The organism is Proteus sp. ZN5, assembly GCF_011046025.1.
Lineage (GTDB): Bacteria > Pseudomonadota > Gammaproteobacteria > Enterobacterales > Enterobacteriaceae > Proteus.
Genome location: NZ_CP047639.1, coordinates 2,023,945 through 2,048,738 on the forward strand (window position 1 = coordinate 2,023,945; position 24,794 = coordinate 2,048,738).

22 protein-coding genes are annotated in these 24,794 nt (G+C 39.7%); 21 read left to right on the forward strand and 1 reads right to left on the reverse strand.

Going from position 1 to position 24,794, the window contains the following annotated elements; all coding sequences use genetic code 11:
- Positions 1 to 22: 22 nt before the first annotated feature.
- Positions 23 to 691: a CerR family C-terminal domain-containing protein gene (locus GTK47_RS09245; RefSeq protein ID WP_165122867.1), complete on the forward strand. Its 669-nt coding sequence runs from the start codon at positions 23 to 25 to the stop codon at positions 689 to 691.
- 68 nt (positions 692 to 759) lie between these two features.
- Here the strand turns inward: GTK47_RS09245 and suhB are convergent, their stop codons facing one another.
- Positions 760 to 1,563 carry an inositol-1-monophosphatase gene (suhB, locus tag GTK47_RS09250; protein WP_023581619.1) on the reverse strand — a complete coding sequence of 268 codons (804 nt, stop codon included), beginning with the start codon at positions 1,561 to 1,563 and terminating at the stop codon, positions 760 to 762.
- A 124-nt stretch (positions 1,564 to 1,687) separates the two neighbouring features.
- On the opposite strand from suhB, the gene trmJ reads away from it, so the two are divergent.
- The 20 genes from trmJ (at position 1,688) to GTK47_RS09350 (ending at position 24,791) form a co-directional block, all read left to right on the forward strand.
- Positions 1,688 to 2,416, forward strand: coding sequence for a tRNA (cytosine(32)/uridine(32)-2'-O)-methyltransferase TrmJ (trmJ, locus tag GTK47_RS09255; protein WP_088495051.1), 729 nt, complete (start codon positions 1,688 to 1,690; stop codon positions 2,414 to 2,416).
- A 131-nt stretch (positions 2,417 to 2,547) separates the two neighbouring features.
- Complete coding sequence (gene iscR, locus GTK47_RS09260) at positions 2,548 to 3,042, forward strand: Fe-S cluster assembly transcriptional regulator IscR (RefSeq protein ID WP_006533450.1); 495 nt, start codon at positions 2,548 to 2,550, stop codon at positions 3,040 to 3,042.
- Positions 3,043 to 3,110: 68 nt separating this feature from the next.
- On the forward strand, positions 3,111 to 4,325 hold the full coding sequence (locus GTK47_RS09265; protein WP_072063243.1) for an IscS subfamily cysteine desulfurase: 1,215 nt from the start codon (positions 3,111 to 3,113) through the stop codon (positions 4,323 to 4,325).
- A gap of 24 nt (positions 4,326 to 4,349) precedes the next feature.
- Positions 4,350 to 4,736, forward strand: a complete 387-nt coding sequence (iscU, locus tag GTK47_RS09270; protein WP_023581622.1) for a Fe-S cluster assembly scaffold IscU — start codon at positions 4,350 to 4,352, stop codon at positions 4,734 to 4,736.
- 89 nt (positions 4,737 to 4,825) lie between these two features.
- On the forward strand, positions 4,826 to 5,149 hold the full coding sequence (iscA, locus tag GTK47_RS09275; protein ID WP_006533446.1) for an iron-sulfur cluster assembly protein IscA: 324 nt from the start codon (positions 4,826 to 4,828) through the stop codon (positions 5,147 to 5,149).
- A gap of 48 nt (positions 5,150 to 5,197) precedes the next feature.
- Positions 5,198 to 5,719: a co-chaperone HscB gene (hscB, locus tag GTK47_RS09280; RefSeq protein WP_165122868.1), complete on the forward strand. Its 522-nt coding sequence runs from the start codon at positions 5,198 to 5,200 to the stop codon at positions 5,717 to 5,719.
- Positions 5,720 to 5,730: 11 nt separating this feature from the next.
- On the forward strand, positions 5,731 to 7,581 hold the full coding sequence (gene hscA, locus GTK47_RS09285; RefSeq protein WP_165122869.1) for a Fe-S protein assembly chaperone HscA: 1,851 nt from the start codon (positions 5,731 to 5,733) through the stop codon (positions 7,579 to 7,581).
- A gap of 2 nt (positions 7,582 to 7,583) precedes the next feature.
- Positions 7,584 to 7,919, forward strand: coding sequence for an ISC system 2Fe-2S type ferredoxin (gene fdx, locus GTK47_RS09290; protein ID WP_006533442.1), 336 nt, complete (start codon positions 7,584 to 7,586; stop codon positions 7,917 to 7,919).
- A gap of 15 nt (positions 7,920 to 7,934) precedes the next feature.
- Positions 7,935 to 8,129, forward strand: a complete 195-nt coding sequence (iscX, locus tag GTK47_RS09295; protein ID WP_006533441.1) for a Fe-S cluster assembly protein IscX — start codon at positions 7,935 to 7,937, stop codon at positions 8,127 to 8,129.
- Positions 8,130 to 8,409: 280 nt separating this feature from the next.
- Positions 8,410 to 9,705, forward strand: coding sequence for an aminopeptidase PepB (pepB, locus tag GTK47_RS09300; protein WP_165122870.1), 1,296 nt, complete (start codon positions 8,410 to 8,412; stop codon positions 9,703 to 9,705).
- A 27-nt stretch (positions 9,706 to 9,732) separates the two neighbouring features.
- Positions 9,733 to 10,158 carry an enhanced serine sensitivity protein SseB C-terminal domain-containing protein gene (locus GTK47_RS09305; protein ID WP_098942299.1) on the forward strand — a complete coding sequence of 142 codons (426 nt, stop codon included), beginning with the start codon at positions 9,733 to 9,735 and terminating at the stop codon, positions 10,156 to 10,158.
- Positions 10,159 to 10,446: 288 nt separating this feature from the next.
- On the forward strand, positions 10,447 to 15,543 hold the full coding sequence (locus GTK47_RS09310) for an alpha-2-macroglobulin (RefSeq protein ID WP_165122871.1): 5,097 nt from the start codon (positions 10,447 to 10,449) through the stop codon (positions 15,541 to 15,543).
- A gap of 48 nt (positions 15,544 to 15,591) precedes the next feature.
- The gene (pbpC, locus tag GTK47_RS09315) at positions 15,592 to 17,913 is read left to right on the forward strand and encodes a peptidoglycan glycosyltransferase PbpC (RefSeq protein WP_165122872.1); all 2,322 of its coding nucleotides are present in this window, start codon (positions 15,592 to 15,594) and stop codon (positions 17,911 to 17,913) included.
- A gap of 343 nt (positions 17,914 to 18,256) precedes the next feature.
- On the forward strand, positions 18,257 to 18,682 hold the full coding sequence (gene ndk, locus GTK47_RS09320; protein WP_023581630.1) for a nucleoside-diphosphate kinase: 426 nt from the start codon (positions 18,257 to 18,259) through the stop codon (positions 18,680 to 18,682).
- Positions 18,683 to 18,838: 156 nt separating this feature from the next.
- The gene (locus tag GTK47_RS09325; RefSeq protein WP_165122873.1) at positions 18,839 to 20,020 is read left to right on the forward strand and encodes a bifunctional tRNA (adenosine(37)-C2)-methyltransferase TrmG/ribosomal RNA large subunit methyltransferase RlmN; all 1,182 of its coding nucleotides are present in this window, start codon (positions 18,839 to 18,841) and stop codon (positions 20,018 to 20,020) included.
- 88 nt (positions 20,021 to 20,108) lie between these two features.
- Positions 20,109 to 20,543, forward strand: a complete 435-nt coding sequence (locus GTK47_RS09330) for a hypothetical protein (protein WP_165122874.1) — start codon at positions 20,109 to 20,111, stop codon at positions 20,541 to 20,543.
- Positions 20,544 to 20,617: 74 nt separating this feature from the next.
- Positions 20,618 to 21,586, forward strand: a complete 969-nt coding sequence (gene rodZ, locus GTK47_RS09335) for a cytoskeleton protein RodZ (protein ID WP_165122875.1) — start codon at positions 20,618 to 20,620, stop codon at positions 21,584 to 21,586.
- A 46-nt stretch (positions 21,587 to 21,632) separates the two neighbouring features.
- A complete protein-coding gene (gene ispG / locus GTK47_RS09340) occupies positions 21,633 to 22,754 on the forward strand; it encodes a flavodoxin-dependent (E)-4-hydroxy-3-methylbut-2-enyl-diphosphate synthase (protein ID WP_165122876.1) in 1,122 nt (373 codons plus the stop codon).
- Positions 22,755 to 22,876: 122 nt separating this feature from the next.
- The gene (hisS, locus tag GTK47_RS09345) at positions 22,877 to 24,160 is read left to right on the forward strand and encodes a histidine--tRNA ligase (RefSeq protein WP_165122877.1); all 1,284 of its coding nucleotides are present in this window, start codon (positions 22,877 to 22,879) and stop codon (positions 24,158 to 24,160) included.
- 10 nt (positions 24,161 to 24,170) lie between these two features.
- Positions 24,171 to 24,791, forward strand: a complete 621-nt coding sequence (locus tag GTK47_RS09350) for a YfgM family protein (protein WP_165122878.1) — start codon at positions 24,171 to 24,173, stop codon at positions 24,789 to 24,791.
- Positions 24,792 to 24,794: the final 3 nt, after the last annotated feature.

Genomic DNA, 24,794 nt, shown 5'->3' on the forward strand with positions numbered 1-24,794 from the left:
AATAATAAATAGTTAATAAATAATGAAAAACACCAGTAAAACCGCGATAAGTACAGAACAGACTCAAGAAAAGTTAGTACAAGAAGGTATTAAACTTTTTGCACTACACGGAATTAGTGGGTTGAGAACGAGACAACTTGCGCAGGATGCTGGTGTTAATCAATCAGCAATTCCTTATCATTTTGGTGGAAAACTAGGCGTTTATACCGCCGTTATTCAATATATTGCGACAGAATTAGCGTCAGAAATTCATTTTGACCAATTTGATCATAAGCTTCAGTTTTTATTAAAAGAAAATAAGTTAGATCGTGAATTACTTGCTTCTCTGATCCCTTTATTAGTCACGGGATTAACGCGCGCTTTATTAGCACCTGAACGTCATTATTACAGTCAGTTGATTTTACGTGAGCAACTGGAACCAACTGAAAATTATGAGTTAATTTATCGTAATTTAATAGAGCCTTTTCATTTACGGCTATCTCATCTCATCGAATTAATTGATAAAAAGAGTGATACGTTAACGACTACTATTCGTGCTCATGCCGTTATTGGGCAAATACTTGGGTTTGTGATTGCGAGAAAAGCGTTTTTATTACGTATTGATAAACAAGAAATGACATCGCAACTATTAGATAAAATAGCTCAAGAAATTAGCCAATTATCAGTAAATGCACTATTAACAATAAATTAGTAGGCAATAAAAAAGACCATAATATTATGGTCTTTTTCTTTGTATATATTTTATTCGTATCAATGAAATTAACGTTTTAATGCGTCTGTTAATTCACTACGAATTTCAGCTAATAATGCTCTGACAACACGTGGGTTACCTGCAACAATATTACCTGTTTGTAGGTAGCCATGATTACCGGTAAAGTCAGAAACGATAGCACCTGCTTCACGAGCGATTAATTCGCCACCTAAGAAATCCCAAGGTTTTAAGCCAATCTCAAAGAAACCATCAACACGGCCTGCTGCAACATAAGCTAAATCTAATGCAGCTGAACCCGTGCGACGGAAATCAGCACAAGGTACAAACAGTTTGCCTAACATATTCATATAAGCGGCTGAATGTTGCTTGCTTTTGAATGGGAAACCAGTCGCAAGAACAGCTCCGTCTAAATCACGAGCGTTAGAGCCACGTAGACGATAACCATTTAACTGTGCGCCTTGACCACGAACAGCTGAGAATAATTCGTTACGCATAGGATCGTAAACAACAGCCACTTCAGTACGACCTTTAATGCGTACAGCAATAGAAACAGAGAAGTGTGGAAGACGTTTAATGAAGTTAGTAGTGCCATCAAGTGGATCAATAACCCATTGTATGTCGTGATCTTCACCGAGTAACTCGCCACTTTCTTCCGTAATAATGGTGTGTTTTGGATAAGATTTACGGATGATTTCAATGATTGCTTGTTCTGCGTCACGGTCAACGTTAGTGACAAAATCATTGGTACCTTTCTGATTAGTTTCTACAGATTCAGGATTTTCGTAATTTTTGGCGATTAAATTACCAGCCTTACGTGCGGCACGTATGGCAATATTCAGCATCGGATGCATGGTTATCTTCCACAAGATGTTAAAGAACGGGGATAAAAAACGTGCGAGAGTATAACAGGCATTCGTGTTTCTGGCTACAATTGTGATAAAATAGATGGATCATAAAGCAATTAACAAGAAATCAATGTTAGAAAATATTCGCATCATCCTTGTAGAAACCTCGCATACAGGCAATATGGGCTCTACAGCTCGCGCTATGAAAACCATGGGATTAACCAATCTTTATTTTGTTAATCCAAAAGAAAAACCAGATTCACATTCTATTGCCCTATCCGCAGGTGCAAGTGATGTTATTGGCAATGCACATATTGTTAATAGTATCGATGAAGCGATTGAAGGCTGTGGTTTAGTCATAGGAACAAGTGCCCGTAGCCGTACACTTTCTTGGCCAATGCTTGCACCTCGTGAATGTGGTGAGCGTTGTGTTATGGAAGCTAAAAATAAGCCTGTTGCTGTTATTTTTGGTCGCGAACGCACAGGTTTAACCAATGAAGAATTACAAAAATGTGATTTTCATCTGTATGTTCCTACTAATCCAGAATATGGTTCTTTAAATTTAGCGATGGCTGTTCAACTTGTTAGTTATGAAATTCGTATGGCAGCACTTGCCCAAGAAGAAAAACAAGAGGAAAATAGCCCATCAGAGATTGATTATCCACCAGCAGACGATATAGAACGTTTTTACGTTCACTTAGAGCAGGTGCTTAATGAATCTGGCTTTATTCGTCCTAAACATCCGGGGCAAGTGATGAGCCGTTTACGCCGTCTATTTACGCGTGCACGTCCAGAAACACAAGAGCTTCATATCTTACGTGGTATCCTAACGTCAGTTGAGAAATGGGCTAAGAAATAGAGGGTAAAGTTGATTAACTTAAGTCAACTTTTGGCTGAGTATAATACTTGACTAAAACACTCGGATAAATAGTTGACTAAATTACTCGGGAATGACACAATTTGATTATTGTTCACCACGGAGTATTTGTTATGAGACTGACATCAAAAGGGCGTTACGCAGTTACTGCAATGCTTGATGTTGCATTGCATTCACAGCAAGGCCCTGTCCCCCTCGCTGATATTTCAGAGCGTCAAGGGATTTCCCTTTCTTATCTTGAGCAGCTTTTCTCACGTTTGCGCAAAAATGAATTAGTCGCAAGTGTTCGTGGTCCTGGAGGCGGTTATTTATTAGGCCGCGATGCAGGGCAAATTTTTGTTGCTCAAGTTATTTCTGCGGTTGATGAATCTGTCGATGCTACCCGTTGTCAGGGTAACAAAGAAGGTTGTCAAGGTGGCGATCGTTGCCTGACTCATACTTTGTGGCGTGATTTAAGTGATCGTATAACCAGTTTCCTAAGCAGTATCAGCCTTGAAGAGTTAGTAAATAACGAAGAGGTTATGGATGTCGCCGATCGTCAAGACAATGAAAAACGCCATGCTATCAATGGTCGTTTACAAGAAACCATTGTTAATATGCGAGTTTAACGGCGATCTCTAGGTAGGCAAAAACAAAATTATTAAAGAAGATCCGTCGTCTTTGGAGTTAGTGAGCAATGAAATTACCCATTTATCTAGATTATTCAGCAACCACTCCTGTTGATCCACGAGTTGCTGAAAAAATGATGCAATGCCTGACTATTGATGGCATTTTTGGTAACCCAGCCTCTCGTTCACACCGTTTTGGTTGGCAAGCAGAAGAAGCTATTGATATTGCACGTAATCAGATCGCTGATTTAATCGGTGCAGATCCTCGTGAAATCGTATTCACATCAGGCGCAACTGAAGCTGATAACCTCGCACTAAAAGGTGTTGCTAACTTTTACCAGAAAAAAGGTAAGCACATCATCACTTCAAAAACCGAACATAAAGCCATTTTAGACACTTGTCGTCAACTTGAGCGTGAAGGTTTTGAAGTCACTTATTTAGCACCAAAAAGTGATGGTCTAATTGACCTGAAAGAGCTTGAAGAAGCGATGCGTGAAGACACTATTTTAGTTTCTATCATGCATGTAAATAACGAAATTGGTGTTGTACAAGATATTGCTGCTATCGGTGAATTATGCCGTAGCAAAGGTATTATTTACCATGTAGACGCAACACAAAGCGTTGGTAAATTACCGATTGATCTTTCTAAGTTAAAAGTTGATTTACTTTCTCTTTCTGCGCATAAAGTTTACGGTCCTATGGGTATCGGTGCACTTTATGTTCGTCGTAAACCACGTATTCGTTTAGAAGCACAAATGCATGGTGGCGGACATGAGCGTGGTATGCGTTCAGGTACATTAGCCGTTCATCAAATTGTGGGTATGGGCGAAGCTTACCGTATTTTGAAAGAAGAAATGGCTGATGAAACTAAACGCTTAAACGAATTACGTTTACGTTTATGGAATGGCATTAAAGATATCGAAGAAGTTTATATCAACGGTTCTTTAGAACACACTGCGCCAAACATTCTTAATGTGAGCTTCAACTATGTTGAAGGTGAATCATTAATGATGGCACTAAAAGATCTTGCTGTCTCTTCAGGCTCAGCCTGTACTTCAGCAAGTTTAGAACCTTCTTATGTACTGCGTGCATTAGGTTTAACTGATGAACTTGCACACAGTTCTATTCGCTTCTCTCTGGGTCGTTTCACCACAGAAGAAGAAATAGATTATGCAATTGAACAAATCCACAGTGCAATTGGTCGCTTACGTGATCTTTCTCCACTTTGGGATATGCATAAACAAGGTGTTGATATCAACAGTATCGAATGGTCTCACCATTAATCAGACGTTTTCAGGAGTTAAATCATGGCTTATAGCGATAAAGTAATTGATCATTATGAAAACCCTCGTAATGTGGGATCATTTGATAATAATGACCCTACTGTAGGGAGTGGTATGGTTGGCGCACCTGCTTGTGGTGACGTTATGAAACTGCAAATCAAAGTTGACGATAATGGCGTAATTGAAGATGCGCGTTTTAAAACTTATGGTTGTGGTTCAGCAATTGCATCAAGTTCACTGGTAACAGAATGGATGAAAGGCAAAACATTAGATGAAGCCGAATCTATTAAGAACACAGCAATTGCAGAAGAATTAGAATTACCACCAGTGAAAATTCACTGTTCAATTCTTGCAGAAGATGCAATAAAAGCAGCGATTGCAGACTATAAAAGCAAACGCCAAGGCAAGTAATTGTCTTTTATAATAAAAAAATAAAATATTGGCGGATGCTGAAACTTTTTTTCAGTATCCGCTTTCGTTCTTTATGAGTGAGGTGTGCCATGTCAATTTCCCTTACAGAATCCGCCGCTAATCGTGTTCGCTCTTTCCTATCTAACCGTGGAAAAGGTGAAGGTTTACGTTTAGGCGTAAGAACATCCGGTTGTTCTGGAATGGCTTATGTTCTTGAATTTGCTGATGTCATCAATGACGAAGATACTGTTTTTGAAGACAAAGGTGTGAAAGTTATCGTTGATGGTAAAAGCATGGTCTATTTAGATGGAACAGAGCTTGATTTCGTCAAAGAAGGATTAAACGAAGGCTTTAAATTTAACAACCCGAACGTATCGAATGAGTGTGGTTGTGGTGAAAGCTTCACTGTGTAATTTGTGTTAAAACACAGTATTAACGTTAATTAATCCAAGAGTAGATGTATGGACTATTTCACACTATTAGGCATGCCTAATCGTTTTGATATTGATAAACAACAACTTGTTATACGTTATCAAGATATGCAGCGTCAATATCACCCAGATCGTTTTGCAGGTCAGTCTGAAAAAGAACAGGCTCAAGCAATCTCGCTTGCTTCAACCATCAATCAGGCTTATCAGACCTTAAAAAATCCACTCTCAAGAGCCGAATACATGCTCTCATTACACGGTATCGATATTGCTAATGAGCAACAAACGATGCACGATACTGCTTTTTTAATGGAGCAACTCACATTACGTGAAGAGCTGGATAACATCGAACACAGTGCTGAAGCCGAAAGTTTGTTAGCCGATTTTTCTGCGCGTTTAGAAAAAATGTACACAGTACGCCATGATGAAATGGTCAAAACGCTAGATAATCAAACTTGGGATGTTGCAGCAGATAATGTGAGAAAATTGCGTTTTCTTGCGAAATTAAAAGAGCAAGTAGAACAACTTGAAGAACGCTTGTTTGATGGTTTTTAAGGGAAATAGTTATGTCATTATTACAAATTAGTGAACCAGGTCAAACGCCTGCACCGCATCAGCGCCGGCTTGCCGCGGGTATTGATTTAGGTACGACACACTCATTAGTTGCCACTGTGCGTAGTGGGCAAGCCGAAGCGCTTTCTGACAGCGAAGGTCGCTATTTATTGCCATCTGTCGTGCAGTATCAAGTTGATAATATCAACGTTGGTTGGAATGCTAAAAAAGACGCAGAAAAAGATCCTGCTAACACGATAAGCTCAATTAAAAGAATGGTGGGTCGCTCACTGAGAGATGTGACAAGCCGTTATCCGAATCTTCCTTATCATTTTCATGAAAATGACAATGGTTTACCGCTGATCAAAACAGCGGCAGGTATTGTTGATCCTATTCAAGTCTCTTCTGACATCTTAAAAGCATTAGCTGAACGTGCAACGCAATCATTAGGTGGAGAACTTGATGGTGTAGTTGTCACTGTACCTGCTTATTTTGATGATGCCCAACGTCAAGGCACAAAAGAAGCCGCTCGCCGTGCTGGTTTACATGTTTTACGTTTATTAAACGAACCTACAGCAGCCGCTATTGCTTATGGTCTAGATTCAGGAAAAGAAGGCACCATTGTTGTTTATGACTTAGGTGGTGGTACTTTTGATATCTCTGTTCTTCGTTTAACTAAAGGTGTTTTTGAAGTCTTAGCGACTGGCGGTGATACTGCTTTAGGTGGCGATGATTTTGATACGATGCTGGCAGATTGGATAAGAGAACGTGCCGGTTTTGGACATCAAAAAGATGCTGTATTACAACGTCAATTACTGGATGTTGCATCAGAAACTAAAATTGCATTGAGTGATAACGATGTTGCAGATATCAACATTAATGGATGGAAAGGTGAGATCACTCGTGCTGAGTTTGAATCATTAATTCAATCATTGGTGAAACGCACATTATTATCTGTTCGTCGCGCATTGAAAGACGCAGATGTTGAAATAGATGAAGTTTTAGAAGTGGTTATGGTTGGTGGTTCAACACGCGTACCATTGGTTCGTCAAATGGTTGGTGATTATTTCAAACGTGAACCTTTAACCTCTATCGATCCCGATAAAGTGGTTGCCATTGGTGCTTCAATCCAAGCTGATATTTTGGTGGGTAATAAACCTGATAGCGAAATGCTATTACTGGATGTTATTCCTCTTTCTCTTGGCCTTGAAACAATGGGGGGATTAGTTGAGAAAGTGATCCCTCGTAATACCACTATTCCTGTTGCTAGAGCACAGGAGTTTACGACATTCAAAGATGGTCAAACCGCAATGAGTGTTCACGTCGTTCAAGGTGAGCGTGAAATGGTGAGCGATTGCCGCTCTCTTGCTCGTTTTACACTGCGTGGAATACCTCCAATGGCTGCTGGTGGCGCACATATTCGTGTCACATTCCAAGTTGATGCTGATGGCTTACTCAGTGTTAGTGCGATGGAAAAATCAACGGGTGTTGAAGCCTCAGTACAGGTCAAGCCTTCTTATGGTCTTAGTGATACTGAAATCGCTAAGATGATCCAATCTTCGATGGAAAATGCCCAAGAAGATTTACAAGCTCGTCGTTTAGCTGAGCAAAAAGTCGAAGCAGCTCGTGTGTTAGAAAGCTTAACCGCAGCATTAGAAGAAGATGCTCATCTGTTAAATGAAGATGAGAAAATGGCTATCGACAAAGTTGTAGATACCTTAATAGAGAGCGTTGAAGGAACAGATCCTGTTGCCATTGAAAACGCGATTAAACTACTGGATAAGCAAACTCAGGATTTTGCAGCGCGTCGTATGGATTCATCTATTCGACAAGCGTTGGCAGGTCATTCTGTGGATGAGATATAACTATGCCTAAAATTGTATTTTTACCCCATAGCACACTGTGCCCTGAAGGTGCTGTTGTTGACGCAACAGAAGGTGAGTCTATTCTAGATGTCGCATTACGCAACGGTATCGAGATTGAACATGCTTGTGAAATGTCTTGTGCATGTACAACTTGTCACTGTGTAGTGCGTGAAGGTTTTGATTCACTTGAAGAGAGCTCAGAGCTTGAAGACGACATGTTAGATAAAGCATGGGGTTTAGAGCCAGAAAGCCGCTTAAGTTGCCAAGCAAAAGTGACTGACGAAGATTTAGTTGTTGAGATCCCTAAATATTCGATTAACCACGCAAGAGAGCATTAATTTTAGGAGTCGAGCATGAAATGGAGTGACACACGTGAAATAGGGGAAGCGTTATTTGATCTTTACCCTGACACTGATCCTAAAACGGTACGCTTTACTGATATGCATCAGTGGATTTGTGATTTAGAAGATTTTGATGATGATCCACAAAAATCCAATGAAAAAATTCTTGAGGCTATTTTACTTGTTTGGCTTGATGAATTTGAATAATTGACGATATCGTAAATTTAAAAGACTGGCTTATTGCCAGTCTTTTTGCATTATGACCTTTTACATTTTACCTTGTCAGTGATTTAAAAATAACCACAAAGTAGGTAGTCGAGATATTTTGTTATGCGATCTTCTTCTAGGAATATCATGTAAATACGGAAGAACACTGGATGATAATGGTGACCCCATGGTTTTTGCAGTAAATTGATCACGCTAAACGGTAAATATCTGGTAGTCTGAATAGGTTAACTGCCACCAGTAATAATAAGTGAGACAATAAATGAATAAACAAATTATGCCTATCATGCTGTCAAATGAACCTGCTGCTGCATGTTGGGGTGAAAAAGCACTAATTAGCACTAGCGAAACCGGCATGACAATCCACTTAACGGAAGAAAACCGTTTAGGCGCTATTCAGCGTGGTGGACGTAAAGTTGATGGTCAAGGCATTCGTAATGTTGCACTTGTTGGCGACGGCTGGGATTTAGAACGTAGTTGGGCTTTCTGGTTAGGTTTTAGAGCACCTAAAGGCGCTCGTTCAATTGAATGGCCACAATTAAATGATGCAGATAAACACGAACTAGAATCACGTATTCGCATTGTTGATTGGGTTAGAGATACCATCAATACACCCGCTGAAGAATTAGGCCCAGAGCAACTGGCACAACGTACGGTTGATCTTTTCTGTGGTCTTGATAAAAAAGATATTAGCTATAAGATCACCAAAGGTGTTGATCTACGCGATCAAAACTATGCAGGTATCTATACAGTAGGGCGAGGCTCTTCTCGTGATCCTGTCTATTTAGCGTTAGATTTCAATCCAACCAAAGATAGCAATGCCCCTGTATTTGCTTGCTTAGTCGGTAAAGGTATTACTTTTGACTCAGGTGGTTATAGCATCAAACCTTCATCATCCATGAATTCAATGAAAGCGGATATGGGGGGTGCAGCAACGTTAGCGGGTGCTTTGGCATTAGCGATTACTCGTGGTTTAAATAAACGAGTGAAACTACTGCTGTGTATTGCAGATAACATGGTTAGCGGTAATGCCTTTAAATTGGGTGATATTATCCGTTACCGTAATGGTAAATCAGTTGAAATCATGAATACCGATGCTGAAGGCCGTTTAGTTTTAGCGGATGGTTTAATTGATGCAAGCAATATTGCACCAGAGTTGATTATCGATGCAGCAACATTAACAGGTGCCGCTAAAGTTGCGGTAGGTAATGATTACCACTCTGTATTGAGCTTTGATGATAAATTAGCAGCAGAGCTACTAACTAGTGCTGAACAAGAAAATGAATTGTTCTGGCGTCTACCATTAGCGGATTTCCATCGTAGCCAATTACCTTCTAGTTTCGCTGATTTAAACAATATCGCCGCACCTTCTCATACTGCGGGTGCAAGTACCGCCGCTGCATTCTTATCGCACTTTGTCACTGACTACAAAAAAGGTTGGGTACATATCGATTGTTCAGCAACGTACAGAAAATCTTCTGTAGAACAATGGGCAGCAGGCGCTACGGGTTACGGTGTACGTTCTATCGCGAATCTGTTATTAGCAAAAGCAAAATAATAAACGTTATTTGATTTGGAGTTTGTAATGGGTGTATCTGAACAATTTGAGACACAAGAAATTGTTTCTGTTGAAGGTTCTTCTTTAAAGTTAAGTGTTCTAGAGCCACAACCTGAAAAATTAACAACCGCACTTAGCGAGTTTTTTGGTGAGCATAAACCGATCCGCCGTGCCTTTATTGTTAATGCTCAGGAGCAAGATAATGAAGAGTCGTTTTATCTTATTGGTTTAGAGATAACAGGTGAAGAAGAGGTAATTGCGCAGATACTCCCACAAGCGGCTGAATCAGCTTTTGAATATTTAGAAGAAGGGCAATCTCTAGATTTTTGCTTTGTGGATAAAGATGAAAAAGGTGTAAGTCATTTTATGATCCACCACGTATCACCTTTTTATCAACGCAAACTTGGGGGATTCTTAAGAAAAGGGATCCCGATAGTTAATCTGGATAGTTAATTCAGTCCTCTAAATTTAGGCGATATCTCATCAGATATCGCCTTTTTTTACCTTATAATAGAAAATTGACTAATTTAGCAAATCGTTTGCATTTTTATATAACGCTTTGTTTTAGATAGGCTTTGTTTTTTAAATAAAAATAAGGCGATTTTGTGTCGTAAATTATTTTGTTTTACGCGATAAAAAATAGCTTATCTCGTTATTTTTTACCTTATTAGAATGAAGAAATACATATATTATCTCTGCCTGCATAAAACATCGCATTATTCAGGGGTTGAATTAAAGGAAATGGATATGAACCAAAACCAGTTTAGACAATATACAGAAAAGAGAGGTTATCGTTGGAGCTCTCTTGCTGTTGTATTGGCATCATCATTAGCGCTTACAGGCTGTGATGATAAAGCGGATGAAAATGTATCATCTGCTGCGGATAAGACGCAAAACACACAAGTTGCCGAGCAAAAAGATACTGCTCAGAGTACATCAGGTACCGCGACTCAAACAAGTGAAAAACCAGCAGTTACAACAAAAACGAATAACGAAACTGCATTAAAAAGCAAAGAAGTTCGTGATGAGTTGGCAATGCGTTTTGCAGGCAAAGAAGTCACTGTATTAGATGCATCAGAGCTACAACGTGATGGTGCGAGTACTATGGTTGTGACTTTCTCTGTGCCGCTTGATCCTGACCAAAAGTTTGATGATGTTATTCATCTTGTTGATACCAAAAAAGGGAAGTTAGAAGGTGCGTGGGAGTTATCTGATAACTTAATGGAACTGCGTTTCCGTCATTTACCACCATCAACAGAATTAAACTTAACGATTGATGAAAAAATCAAAGGTATTAATGAACGTACATTAACGACACCTTTTAGCCAGAAATTAACGACAGAAGAAATTTTCCCATCTGTTGGCTTCACTAGTAAAGGATCGTTATTACCACTTGAAGCGGCTGAAGGCCTACCGATTATTGCGTTAAATGTGGGGCAAGTTGATGTAAACTTTTTCCGCGTTAAAGATGAGCAACTCGCTCAATTTTTAACACAATGGGAAAGCCGTTCCAATATTAACTATTGGGAATCAGATGAGTTTTTATCCCAAGCTGATTTGGTTTATACCGGTCGTTTCGAATTAAACACAGAAACAAATACCCGTGAAAATGTATTACTACCGCTAAAATCGATAGATGCCTTGAAAAAAGAAGGTGCTTACATTGCGGTTATGCAACAAGCGGGTAAATATTCTTATACAGTGCCAGCAACGGTATTTACATTTAGTGATATCGGGCTATCAATGCATAGTTATCTTGATACGTTAGATATCTTCACCCAATCACTTAAAAATGGTTCTGCGTTAGATAAAGTAGAAATTCGTCTGTTAGATGAAAAAGGTGGATTGATTTCTAAAGCGCAAACCGACAGCCAAGGACATGCGACACTTGAGAAAAGTGATAAAGCACGTTTATTAATGGCTATTCGTGATGGGCAAACCAGCATGATTGATTTGCGTAAACCTGCGCTTGATCTTTCTGAGTTTGATATTGGTGGTCCGCAAGGTTATAGCAAACAATTTTTTGCTTTTGGTCCTCGCGATCTCTATCGCCCCGGTGAAACATTAATCGTTAATGCATTGCTACGTGATGGTGATGGTAATCCTATTAAAGAGCAGCCTGTTAAAGTTGATCTACTTAAAACAGACGGGCAAGTTTCTCGTAGTTTTGTTTGGCAACCAGAGAACGGTCTTTATCAATTAAAATTAGTTATTCCTGCGGATGAAAATACCGGTACACGTACCTTACGTTTTGATGTAGGCGATGGCACTCCTCGTTTCTATGAGTTTCAGGTCGAAGATTTTATGCCAGAACGTATGGCATTAGAAATCACGGGTAAGAAAGGAATTATACTAAGTGGTAATGACGCTTATTTTGACATTAAGGGTCGCTATCTTTATGGTGCACCAGCTGCCGATAATCGCTTACAAGGGCAAGTTTTCTTAAAAGCCTCTCGTGAAGCTGTCAGTAAATTACCGGGCTATGAATTTGGTGCTGTAAAGGATGAAAACTTCAGCCGTTTACTGGATGAGTTTGAACTTAATTTAGACTCTGATGGTGAAGGTGGCGTGAATGTTGATAGTGAACGCTATGAAGAACTGAAATCACCTATCAATATTATTTTACAAGCAAGTTTACTTGAAGCAGGCGGACGCCCTGTTACTCGTCGTTACCAACAAGCTGTTTGGCCAGCCACTCATCTTGCGGGTATTCGCCCAGTATTCCCTAAAAAAGAAGTCTATGACTATCGTACGGACAAATATAAATCAGGTTACAGTGTTGATGAAAATTCAATGGCTGAATTTGAAATTGTCTATACAGACCAAGACGGTAAGAAACTACCTGCTAACGATCTTAAAGTGAAATTTATCTATGAACGTCATGATTATTACTGGCGTTGGTCTAGCTCGAATGGCTGGGAATCTGGCTATAACGAAAAAGATCTGCAAATGGATGAGCAAACAATCAAGATTGCAAAAGATGGCACTGCAAAAGTGGCATTCCCTGTTGAATGGGGCTCTTATCGTATTGAAGTTGTCGATCCTAAAACAGAATTAGTCAGTAGCCTACGTTTCTGGGCAGGTTATTCTTGGATGGATAACACCGGTGGAACAGGTGCGGTAAGACCAGACCAAGTTAAGCTTAAACTGGATAAAGAAGGTTATTTACCGGGTGAAAAAGTTAAGTTAAATATCGTTGCACCTCATCCGGGTAAAGGTTATGTGTTACTAGAATCAAGTAATGGGCCTTTATGGTGGCAGGAAATTGATGTGCCAGAAAAAGGGCTTGATGTTGAAGTGCCTATTAATAAAGAATGGGCAAGACACGATCTCTATCTGACTTCTGTTGTCGTAAGACCGGGAGATACGTCAAAACAAGCGACAGTAAAACGTGCTGTGGGTATTTTGCATTTACCATTGCAGGATAAAAACCGTCGTATTGATATTTCACTTGATGCACCTGAAAAAATTCGCCCTAATCAAGATTTAAAAATCCGCATTAAAGCGAATCCAGTTGCAGGTCAGCCATTGCCTGAAAATATTAATGTATTAGTTTCTGCGGTTGATACTGGTGTATTAAACATCACAGAGTATAAAACACCAGATCCTTACGATGCTTTCTTTGGTCGTAAACGTTACAGCATCGACCAATATGATGTTTATGGGCAATTAATTGAAGGGCAAGGGCGGTTAGCTAATTTGCGCTTTGGTGGTGATGGTGGTGAAGCCGCAGCATTATCTCGTGGTGGTAAAAAACCACTAACTGATGTGCAAATCATTGCTCAACAAACGGCTCCAGTAAAATTAAATGCACAAGGTGAAGGTGAGGTTTCTTTACCTATTCCTGAGTTTAATGGCGAAGTTCGTTTAATGGCACAAGCTTGGACTGCGGATAAATTTGGTAGCCAAGAAGGTAAAGTTGTCATTGCTGCACCGTTAGTCACTCAGCTTTCATTACCTCGCTTTATGGCTGGTGGTGATAATGCACTTTTATCTTTAGATTTAACTAATCTAACGGATGATGCGCAATCTATTACCTTAAATTATACCGCTTCAGGTTTGATGGGATTAGGTGGCGCTGAAAGCAAAACTGTCTCGCTAACGAAAGGTGAACGTACTCAAATTCAAATTCCAGTAAAAGCGAAACATGGCTTTGGACAAGGTGAATTCTCACTGTCTATTTATGGTATTAAAGTACCGGGTGAAGAGATTAAACCTTACCATAATACATGGAATATCGGTGTTCGCCCCGCATTCCCAGCAGAAACTATTCACTATGCAAGTACATTGCAAGATGGTGATACTTGGCGTTTACCATCAGAAATTTTAAGTCGTTTTAATAGCTCAACGCTTGAAGGTGAATTATTACTGACAAGTCGTCCTCCGTTGCAGGTGGCGCGTTATGTTAGAGAGCTGTTTGCTTATCCTTATGGTTGTTTAGAACAAACAGTCAGTGGGCTTTATCCTTCACTGTATTCAACAGAAAAAGAGTTGAAACAATTGGGAATTAAAACGCAAACTGATGCTGATAGAAAGGTCGCTATTGAGAAAGGTATTGCTCATCTGCTGACGATGCAAAAATCAGAAGGTGGATTCTCTTTATGGGATCAGGGGGGACGTGAAGAATATTGGTTAACTGCGTATGCAACCGACTTCTTATTCCGTGCATCACAACAAGGTTACTCAGTTCCTGCTGATTCATTAAAACGTGCAAACGATCGTTTATTACGTTATTTACAAGATAAAAACTTAGTTAACTATGAATATGCAGTTAACCAAGATGCAGCGCGATTCTCAGCAAGGGCTTATGCTGCTTTAGTATTAGCAAATCAGCAAAAAGCACCTTTAGGTGAATTACGTCGTCTCTATCTTGAGCGTAATCAAGCAGGAAGTGGCTTAGCTTTAGTTCAGTTAGGTATCGCATTAAAATTAATGGGTGATAGTAGCCGTGCTGAAAGCTTGATTGCTGAAGGTGTGACAACAACACGTAAATATAATTATGGGTTGGGTGATTATGGTAGCACCATTCGTGACCAAGCATTAATTATTGCATTGTTAAGTGAAAATAACCTTGAAACACAATCTCGTGATGCAAGTGTGATTGAACTATCTGATAACTTAACAAGCCGTGAATGGTTCTCAACCCAAGAAAGTAACTCGTTATACCTTGCTGGACGCTTCTTTATTAATATGGCAGAACAGCCTTGGGAAGTTGCTGTTAATCGTCAAATTCCTGCAATCAGTAGCGATCGAGCAGTCAATGAGACATTAACATCAGCACAACTACAAGAAGGCTTAGAGCTAAATAACCGTGGTGGTGCCGCGATTTATTCTCGTATGAATATTGTGGGCTATCCAAAAGTCGCTCCTGCCCCTTATAGTAATGTATTAAATGTCCACCGTAGTTATTATGATTTGAAAGGAAACCGCGTTCATCCTAATCGCTTACAAAGTGGTGAAATGCTGGTGGTTAAACTGGAAGTTTCTGCTGATAGAGACGTGCCTGATGCATTAGTTGTTGATTTATTACCAGCAGGTCTGGAAATCGAAAACCAAAACTTAGCATCAAGTAGCGCAAGCTTAAGTGATAGTGCAGCAGACTTGCAGGAATTTATCGACGATATGGGACAAGCCAATATCAAACATCTCGAATATCGTGATGATAGATTTGTTGCCGCTATCTCTGTTGATAAATATCGCCCAACAACATTGCTCTATTTAGCAAGAGCCGTAACACCGGGTAGCTATCAAGTACCACCACCACAAGTTGAATCTATGTATGTGCCTTATTGGCGTGCAATAGGATCAACCGAAACCAAGATTGACGTTGTTCCTTAAGTCTTGTAGCCCTTTCTTCGGAAAGGGCTTTTTCCTTTGAGTGATTGAATGAAACTAGGATATAAACGGCTTATTGCTGTTATCATTATTTTTTTGCTAGCAACGCCTATTTTAGTCTGGATTGCAGATAAAATTTGGCCCCTCCCTGATCCTGAGCCTCAAATTGCGACTATTGTTACAGCGCAAGATGGCACACCTCTTTGGCGCTTTGCAGATAAAGAAGGGGTATGGCGTTATCATGTCAAACTCACTGATGTCTCTCCTGAATATTTAGAGGCCTTAATTACTTATGAAGACCGCTGGTTTTATCAACATCCTGGTGTTAATCCGATGGCGATATTACGGGCAGCATGGCAAGACTTGAGTTCAGGAAGAATTGTGTCAGGCGGAAGTACGTTATCAATGCAAGTGGCTCGCCTTATTGATCCTCACTCCCGTACTTTAGGGGGAAAAATCAAACAGCTTTGGCGTACCTTGCAATTAGAGTGGTATTACTCAAAAGATGAAATTCTGGAGATTTACCTCAATAGAGCACCCTTTGGCGGTACGTTAGAAGGTATTGGTGCGGCAAGTTGGGCTTATTTAGGTAAGTCACCCGCTGATTTATCTGCGGGAGAAGCGACTTTGATGGCGGTATTACCACAAGCGCCAAGTCGTTTACGACCAGATAGATATCCTGAACGCGCTCAAGCCGCTCGGGATAAAGTATTAGATAGACTGGCCGAATATCAAATATGGCCACAAGAAAAAGTTGATGAAATCAAGGATGAGCAGGTTTTATTAGCACCAAGACAAACACCACAACTAGCTCCCTTGCTGGCTCGTCGTATGTATAACGAAAAGCGAGAGCCTGTTATTACAACAACGATTGATATTAATATTCAACGACAGCTCGAAGATATTGCTAATCAATGGAAATACCAATTAGCAGATAAAACATCCTTAGCTATCTTAGTTGTTGATCATACTGATATGAGTGTGAAAGGGTATGTCGGCTCTGCCGATTTTAATGATAATTCGCGCTTTGGTCATGTCGATATGATCAGTGCATGGCGCTCGCCGGGTTCAACATTAAAGCCATTTATTTATGCACTTGCATTAGATGAAGGGCTCATTCATGCAGAATCACTCTTACAAGATGTTCCTCGTCGATTTGATAATTATCGGCCTGGTAATTTTGACTCTGATTTTAATGGTGCAGTCAGTGCCAGTGAAGCATTAAGTCGTTCTTTAAATTTGCCGGCGGTACAACTTACCGAAGTGTATGGTGCAAAGAAATTTGCGGCAAAATTGCGTCATAATCATCTTGAAATGCGCTTTCCTTATGGCTCAGAGCCAAACTTAGCACTGATTTTAGGAGGAACTGCGACGCGAATGGATGAGCTTGTTTCCGCCTTTAGCGCATTAGCAAGGCAAGGAAAAACAGCACCGTTACGTTTTAAACCGGAACAAATAATAGAAGACCGAGTGTTGATGTCACAAGGAGCAGCATGGATTATTAGACGTATCTTAGCGGGAGAAGCCAGACCTCGCCCAGATAGTGCGATCTCGTCCGTTGTTCCTTTGGCTTGGAAAACTGGTACAAGTTATGGCTATCGTGATGCATGGTCTATTGGTGTGAATGCCCGTTATACCATTGGCGTGTGGGTAGGTAGACCCGATGGAACACCTGTTGCTGGGCAGTTCGGTTTTGCGACTGCAGTCCCTATTATGAATCAGGTTAATAACTTATTAACGGGCTATTTCTATCAAAATAAGCAAAGACCACCAACAGATTTACGCCCTAACAGTGTAACGGCAGCCACTATCTGTTGGCCGACAGGTAAGGCATTACCTAAAGAAGATAGTAACTGTAGAGTCAGTCGTCGAAGCTGGATCTTAGATAACACCATTCCGCCAACTTTGTTAAATGATAGCCAAGAAGGTATTTTGGGGATAAACGAAAAAATTTGGTTAGATAATGAAGGTAAACGCACAGGGCCTAATTGCCCTAATGCAGAGTTAAAAGATATCGCCTTGTGGCCGATAGCATTAGAAGCATGGTTACCTGAAAAAGAGCGCAGAGCAAAACGGCTACCGCCGATTTCTGAAACTTGCCCACCAATTAAAGAAGACATTATTCCTCTGTTTATTTCGGGTATTCGTGCAGGCGATTTATTAAGACCATTACCCGGCGAAACTAATCTTGAAATAACCGTTTCTACGCAAGGTGGAAGTGGTATGCAATGGTGGTTTTTAAATGGTGAGCAAATAGGTAAGACAGAAAACGGGGAAATATTCTCTTATTTATTAGAGAAACGAGGTAAATACCAACTTTCAGTACTTGATCTAAGTGGTCAAACGGATATGGTTAATTTTATATTTCGTTAAACTAAAACGATAAAATAAATGAGAACTGAGTGATTTTTCACTAAATTAGTTTTTTTGATAAAGATAAAGAGGCTATTTATCGTGTTCATTTCGGTTCTTTTTTATTCTTATTTTCAAGTTTGAACATGGAAACTGTCAAAAATGTGATTGGATCGATAATTTATAACTTTTTTGCCACAGTTTTTTAAAAAAAATGGATATTCAATCTGTGCAATTCATTTTTATCCTCCTATAATCGAGCACTATTTTTTGCAGGGAATGCGGTTTTTGATTCGTTTTTCCATGATCTGCGATAAAAGAGATAACAAAAGTTATCATTAATAAAATAATTTAGAGGTAAGACATGGCTATTCAGCGCACATTTTCTATTATCAAACCAAACGCAGTGAAAAAAAATGTTATCGGTGCTATCTATCACCGTTTTGAAAGCGCAGGCTTTAGCATCATTGGTGCTAAAATGCTGCATTTAACGCGCGAACAAGCTGAAGGCTTTTACGAAGAACACAAAGGCCGTCCTTTCTTTGACGGTTTAGTTGAATTTATGACTTCTGGCCCAATTATGGTTCAAGTGTTAGAAGGTGAAAATGCGATCCAACGTCATCGTGATCTGATGGGTGCAACTAATCCAGACAACGCATTAGCGGGTACATTACGTGCTGACTACGCTGATAGCTTTACTGAAAATGCGGTACACGGTTCAGATTCAGAAGCTTCTGCTGCTCGCGAAATCGCATACTTTTTCACTGAAAACGAAGTTTGCGCGCGCTAATTTATTAGCATCTCTACGCGAAAAACAGTACAATGCGACGCCCTGTTTGATAATTAACAGGGCGTTTTTTATTATTGTTTAATTATACAAATATATAAGTATCCCATTAGTATCAATGCTAATGCAGGCCGCATAGTGTAACAACGAGGCAATGTCATGACCCAATCTACCACTCCAGCGCCAAGCGCTTCTGTCGCTGTTTCTAAAGAAAATACTGTGAATCAAAAAACTAAAATTAATCTGTTAGATTTAAATCGTAAACAGATGCGTGAGCTTTTTGTCTCTATGGGCGAAAAACCTTTCCGTGCTGACCAAATTATGAAGTGGATGTACCACTACTGTTATGACGATTTTGATCAAATGACAGATATCAACAAGGTGTTACGCAATAAATTAAAAGAAATTGCTGAAATTAAAGCACCTGAAGTTTCTGAAGAACAACGTTCAACAGATGGCACGATTAAATGGGCAATTAAGGTTGGCGATCAACAAGTAGAAACTGTGTATATCCCAGAAGATGATCGCGCAACATTATGTGTTTCTTCACAAGTTGGTTGTGCTTTAGAGTGCAAGTTCTGTTCAACTGCACAGCAAGGCTTTAACCGTAACTTGAAAGTGTCTGAAATTATTGGGCAAGTTTGGCGTGCAGCTAAAATTATTGGCTCATTAAAGGAGACAGGCCGTCGTCCTATTACTAACGTTGTTATGATGGGAATGGGCGAGCCATTATTGAATTTAAATAATGTTATTCCAGCACTCGAAATCATGATGGATGATTTCGGTTTTGGTCTATCTAAACGTCGTGTCACTGTTTCTACATCAGGTGTTGTACCTGCATTAGATAAATTAGGTGATGCTGTTGATGTGGCTTTAGCCATTTCATTACATGCACCAACTGATGAAATCCGTGACGAGATTGTTCCAATAAACAAGAAATATAATATTGAAATGTTTCTTGAAGGTGTTCGCCGTTACATTGCTAAATCAAATGCGAACCAAGGGCGAGTGACTATTGAGTATGTCATGCTTGATCATATTAATGACAGCACAGATCAAGCTCACCAATTAGCTGAGCTTTTAAAAGACACGCCGTGTAAAATTAACTTAATTCCGTGGAACCCGTTCCCGGGCGCACCATACGGACGTAGTTCTAATAGCCGTATTGATCGTTTCTCAAAAGTATTAATGGAATATGGCTTTACGACAATTGTGCGTAAAACACGTGGTGATGATATTGATGCGGCTTGTGGACAATTGGCGGGTGATGTTATTGACCGTACAAAACGCACACTGAAAAAACACCAACAAGGTGAACTAATTTCAGTAAAAGCAGTCTGATACAGTTAGATATCTCTCTCTTTGTGAAGTGTATTACATAATTGCAATGTAGAGAGAACAAGGATGAATTTATTTAAGGAATATAACGATGATAAGGATATCATCAGTAGTTATAACTATTGGCTTGATGTTATTGACACTCGGTTGTCAATCATCAGCCAATCAAGAGCGTGTTGCAGTATCTACACGTTTACAATTAGGTGATGCTTATTTAGCTGAAAGACAATATCAAATAGCGCAATATCATTTCCAAAAAGTGTTATCGGTGATGCCAAATCACTCCGAAGCAAATTTAGGAATGGCATTAACATCGCAGTTATTGGGAAATTCTATTCAAGCGTTAGATTATTACAAATTAGCGATGAAGTCGAAGCCAGTAAATGTTAATGTATTAAGGCTTTATGGTAATTTCCTTTGTGAACAAAAACTATTAAACAATAATAGTGTGTTAATTGAGGATATACCGCCAGATTATTTGGTCTGTCAGCAAAGTGATAATAAAATATCAAAAAATTCGCGGTGATACGTTAAGGTACTTTGTGCTTTTGCGAGTTCATCAATGTTAAACATCCAATAGCCACAGTGCCTAGATTGCTAATGAATACTGAAAACAAAACCGAAGAAGTGAAATTAACAGCAGGTCAACTTTTACGCCAGGCACGAGAAAAGGTGGGGCTAACACAACAAACTGTTGCTGATCGACTTTGTTTGAAGTTATCAACAGTTCGCGAAATTGAAACAGACTCCGTTTCTTCTGATATTGCACCAACATTTTTACGCGGATATATGCGTTCTTACGCTAAGTTAGTCGGCGTTCCTGAAAATGAGATCCTTGGTTTTATCGACCAACAAGCTCCTGTCAAACAAATTAGAATGACAACCACACAAAATTACTCATTAGGCAAACGTCATAAAAAACGTGAAGGTTGGCTGATGAAACTCACATGGGTTATTCTGATTGTTATGGTTGCTCTTGTAGGTGTTTGGTGGTGGCAAGGTCATCAAGCTGATCAACAAGAATTAGTCTCTATGGCATCTCAAGACATAGGGCAAAATAGTACACAAGAAAACACCAATACGATAGATTCTCCTTTAGCAACCTTAGATAATACGTCAACATCTGAAGGTGATAATTTACAAGTACCTGCGTCGCCATTAGTTGATAATCAGGCGAATAATGTCGCTACATCACCAACAACTGAAACGACATCACCAGCACCAATAGAAGTGAGAACGGTTCCATTACCCGTATCACCTCTGACAACATCAACAACTTCTCGTGCAAATTCAGCACAAGAATCTACCTCATCAGAAGCTCCTGCTATTGCGAATCAATTGGTTCTTATGTTTGATGGTGAATGTTGGTTAGAAGTTCGTAATGCTCAAAATAAAGTCTTATTTAATGGTATTAAGAAAGCGGGTGATCGTTTGGAATTTGATGGTGAGCAACCTTATAAACTAAAAATAGGCGCCCCTTCTGTTACTCGCTTACAGTTTAATGGTGAATCAGTTGATTTAAGCCGTTTTACTGGGAAAATAGCAAAAATAACAGTGCCGAGCGCTTAATCTGACACACATTTGAGCAAGCATGGAAGCATGGGAGAATTAATCAATGCATAAAGAATCACCTATTATTCGCCGCAAATCGACACGAATTTATGTGGGTAATGTACCTATTGGCGATGGCGCTCCTATCGCGGTACAGTCGATGACGAATACACGAACGACAGACGTAGAAGCGACTGTTCGCCAGATAAAGTCTCTGGAACGTGTAGGGGTGGATATTGTTCGTGTTTCTGTACCGACAATGGATGCTGCGGAAGCATTCAAGTTAATTAAGCAGCAAGTTAATGTACCTTTAGTTGCTGATATTCACTTTGATTACCGTATTGCATTAAAAGTCGCTGAATATGGCGTTGATTGTTTACGTATCAATCCGGGGAATATTGGTAGTGAAGAGCGTATTCGCCAAGTTGTTGATTGCGCTCGTCACAACAATATTCCTATTCGTATTGGTGTAAACGGTGGCTCACTTGAAAAAGACATTCAAGAGAAATACGGCGAGCCAACACCAGAAGCATTAGTTGAATCAGCAATGCGCCATGTAGATATCCTTGATAAGCTGAATTTTGAACAGTTTAAAGTCAGTGTAAAAGCCTCTGATGTTTTTCTTGCTGTTGATTCATACCGCTTGTTAGCGAAAAAAATAGATCAACCACTGCATCTTGGGATCACTGAAGCCGGTGGTGCAAGAGCGGGATCGGTTAAATCAGCGATTGGTCTTGGGATCTTATTATCAGAAGGTATTGGCGATACATTAAGGATCTCATTAGCAGCAGATCCGATTGAAGAAGTTAAAGTGGGTTTTGATATTCTTAAATCCTTACGTATTCGCTCTCGCGGAATTAACTTTATTGCTTGTCCAACGTGCTCACGTCAAGAATTTGATGTCATTGGAACAGTCAATGAATTAGAGCAGCGTCTGGAAGATATCATCACACCTATGGATGTTTCTATTATTGGTTGTGTGGTTAATGGACCAGGTGAAGCTGAAGTTTCAACGTTAGGTGTAACGGGCGCTAAAACACGTAGTGGTTTTTATGAAGATGGTGTGAGACAAAAAGAGCGTCTTGATAACGTTAATATGATTGATTTATTAGAAGCGAAAATTCGCGCTAAAGCATCAATGCTTGATGACAGTATGCGTATAAATATAAATCAATTGGACAAATAATACTCAAAAAACTGGCTCGTTGATTAATGAGCCAGTTTTACTATTGATTTCACATTGAATACTGATTGATTTCGCTTCTATAATCAGCCTAACAATCAATTAATAACTATTAGAGAAGAAAAGTGGCACAAAAAATCCAAGCCATTCGTGGTATGAACGACTATCTACCTGCTGACACTCGTGTATGGCAGAAAATTGAAAATACGCTAAAACAAATTTTAGCGGGTTACGGCTTTAGTGAAATCAGAACACCTATCGTAGAGCATACCCCTCTATTTCAGCGAGCAATTGGTGAAGTGACCGATGTTGTTGAAAAAGAAATGTATACTTTTACCGATCGCGGTGAAGATGCCCAAAGCCTGACATTACGCCCAGAAAATACAGCGGGTTGTGTTCGCGCGGGTATCGAGCATGGTTTACTTTATAACCAAGAACAACGTTTATGGTATTTAGGGCCAATGTTTCGCTATGAGCGTCCTCAAAAAGGCCGTTATCGTCAATTCCACCAGTTAGGTGCTGAAGTATTTGGTCTACAAGGCCCAGATATTGATGCGGAATTAATTATGTTAACTGCGCGCTGGTGGAAAGCGTTAGGTATCGCAGAGCACGTAACATTAGAACTTAACTCTATTGGTTCATTAGAAGCCCGCGCGAATTACCGTGAAGCATTAGTAGCTTTCTTAGAGCAGCATGTTGATAAGTTAGATGAAGACTGCAAACGTCGTATGTATTCTAACCCATTACGTGTTTTAGACTCAAAAAATCCAGAAATTCAGACTTTATTGAATGATGCGCCTGAACTTTTCGATTATCTTGATGACGAATCAAGAACGCACTTTGATGGCCTTTGTGCACTACTTGACGCTGTTGGTATTACATACCGTGTTAATCAGCGTTTAGTTCGTGGTTTAGATTATTATAACCGTACTGTTTTTGAGTGGGTTACTAGTGCATTAGGTTCACAAGGAACAGTGTGTGCAGGTGGTCGTTATGATGGTCTAGTGAAGCAACTTGGTGGACATCCAACACCAGCTGTAGGTTTTGCAATGGGTATGGAACGCATGATCTTATTGGTTCAAGCGGTTAACCCTGAATTTGTTGCAGATACCAATGTGGCTGATGTTTATCTTGCTTCATTTGGCGATAAGAGCCAAAGCGCAGCATTAATGCTGGCTGAAGAAATTCGCGATCAATTACCAACATTACGTTTAATGACGAATCACGGTAATGGTAACTTTAAAAAGCAGTTAGGGCGAGCTGATAAACAAGGCGCTAAAATTGCGCTGATTTTAGGCGAAGATGAAATTAATGCTGGCACTGTTGCAGTGAAAGATTTGCGTTCAGGGGAACAAACAATCGTTGCTCGCAATGAGCTCGCTCAGCAATTGACTCTGTTATTAGGTTAAGGAGAGACTTGTGGAAGTTTATAGCACCGAAAACGAACAAGTTGATGCAATTAAACAATTCTTTAAAGACTACGGTTTAACTATCGTTTTAGCCGCTGTTATTGGTTTTGGTGGTGTGTTTGGTTGGAAATATTGGCAATCGCATCAAACAAATCGTCTGCAAGAAAGTGCAGGTGCTTTTGCAACAATTAGTGAGGCACTTGCTAAGCCTACGCCTGAAAATATTGCATTAGCTGAAAAATTTGTTACTGATACAAATGATATTTATGGCGCTTTAGCTTCATTAGAGCTTGCTCAAATCGCTATTGATGCTAATGATTTAGTCAATGGTGAACGTCATCTCACCAATGCTGTGGCAAAAGTAAAAAATGACGCATTTGCAGATATGCTTAATCTTCGTTTAGCTCGCGTACAATTAGCATTAGATAAAACAGATGCTGCTTTAGTTTCGTTAGAGCAAGTGAAAAGCAAAGCATGGAATGGAATGAAAAATTATATCCGTGGTGATGTCTTAGCGAAAAAAGGCGATAACGCAGGTGCAACAACCGCTTATCGTAGCGCATTAACTGATGAAAATGCGGGTGCTATTCGCTCACTGGTTGAACTTAAACTCAATAATTTATCCAATTAAAGG

Coding starts and splice junctions, on each gene's coding strand:
- GTK47_RS09245 (WP_165122867.1), top strand. CDS start 23: ATGAAAAACACCAGTAAAACCGCGATAAGTACAGAACAGACTCAAGAA.
- suhB (WP_023581619.1), bottom strand. CDS start 1,563: ATGCATCCGATGCTGAATATTGCCATACGTGCCGCACGTAAGGCTGGT.
- trmJ (WP_088495051.1), top strand. CDS start 1,688: ATGTTAGAAAATATTCGCATCATCCTTGTAGAAACCTCGCATACAGGC.
- iscR (WP_006533450.1), top strand. CDS start 2,548: ATGAGACTGACATCAAAAGGGCGTTACGCAGTTACTGCAATGCTTGAT.
- GTK47_RS09265 (WP_072063243.1), top strand. CDS start 3,111: ATGAAATTACCCATTTATCTAGATTATTCAGCAACCACTCCTGTTGAT.
- iscU (WP_023581622.1), top strand. CDS start 4,350: ATGGCTTATAGCGATAAAGTAATTGATCATTATGAAAACCCTCGTAAT.
- iscA (WP_006533446.1), top strand. CDS start 4,826: ATGTCAATTTCCCTTACAGAATCCGCCGCTAATCGTGTTCGCTCTTTC.
- hscB (WP_165122868.1), top strand. CDS start 5,198: ATGGACTATTTCACACTATTAGGCATGCCTAATCGTTTTGATATTGAT.
- hscA (WP_165122869.1), top strand. CDS start 5,731: ATGTCATTATTACAAATTAGTGAACCAGGTCAAACGCCTGCACCGCAT.
- fdx (WP_006533442.1), top strand. CDS start 7,584: ATGCCTAAAATTGTATTTTTACCCCATAGCACACTGTGCCCTGAAGGT.
- iscX (WP_006533441.1), top strand. CDS start 7,935: ATGAAATGGAGTGACACACGTGAAATAGGGGAAGCGTTATTTGATCTT.
- pepB (WP_165122870.1), top strand. CDS start 8,410: ATGAATAAACAAATTATGCCTATCATGCTGTCAAATGAACCTGCTGCT.
- GTK47_RS09305 (WP_098942299.1), top strand. CDS start 9,733: ATGGGTGTATCTGAACAATTTGAGACACAAGAAATTGTTTCTGTTGAA.
- GTK47_RS09310 (WP_165122871.1), top strand. CDS start 10,447: ATGGATATGAACCAAAACCAGTTTAGACAATATACAGAAAAGAGAGGT.
- pbpC (WP_165122872.1), top strand. CDS start 15,592: ATGAAACTAGGATATAAACGGCTTATTGCTGTTATCATTATTTTTTTG.
- ndk (WP_023581630.1), top strand. CDS start 18,257: ATGGCTATTCAGCGCACATTTTCTATTATCAAACCAAACGCAGTGAAA.
- GTK47_RS09325 (WP_165122873.1), top strand. CDS start 18,839: ATGACCCAATCTACCACTCCAGCGCCAAGCGCTTCTGTCGCTGTTTCT.
- GTK47_RS09330 (WP_165122874.1), top strand. CDS start 20,109: ATGATAAGGATATCATCAGTAGTTATAACTATTGGCTTGATGTTATTG.
- rodZ (WP_165122875.1), top strand. CDS start 20,618: ATGAATACTGAAAACAAAACCGAAGAAGTGAAATTAACAGCAGGTCAA.
- ispG (WP_165122876.1), top strand. CDS start 21,633: ATGCATAAAGAATCACCTATTATTCGCCGCAAATCGACACGAATTTAT.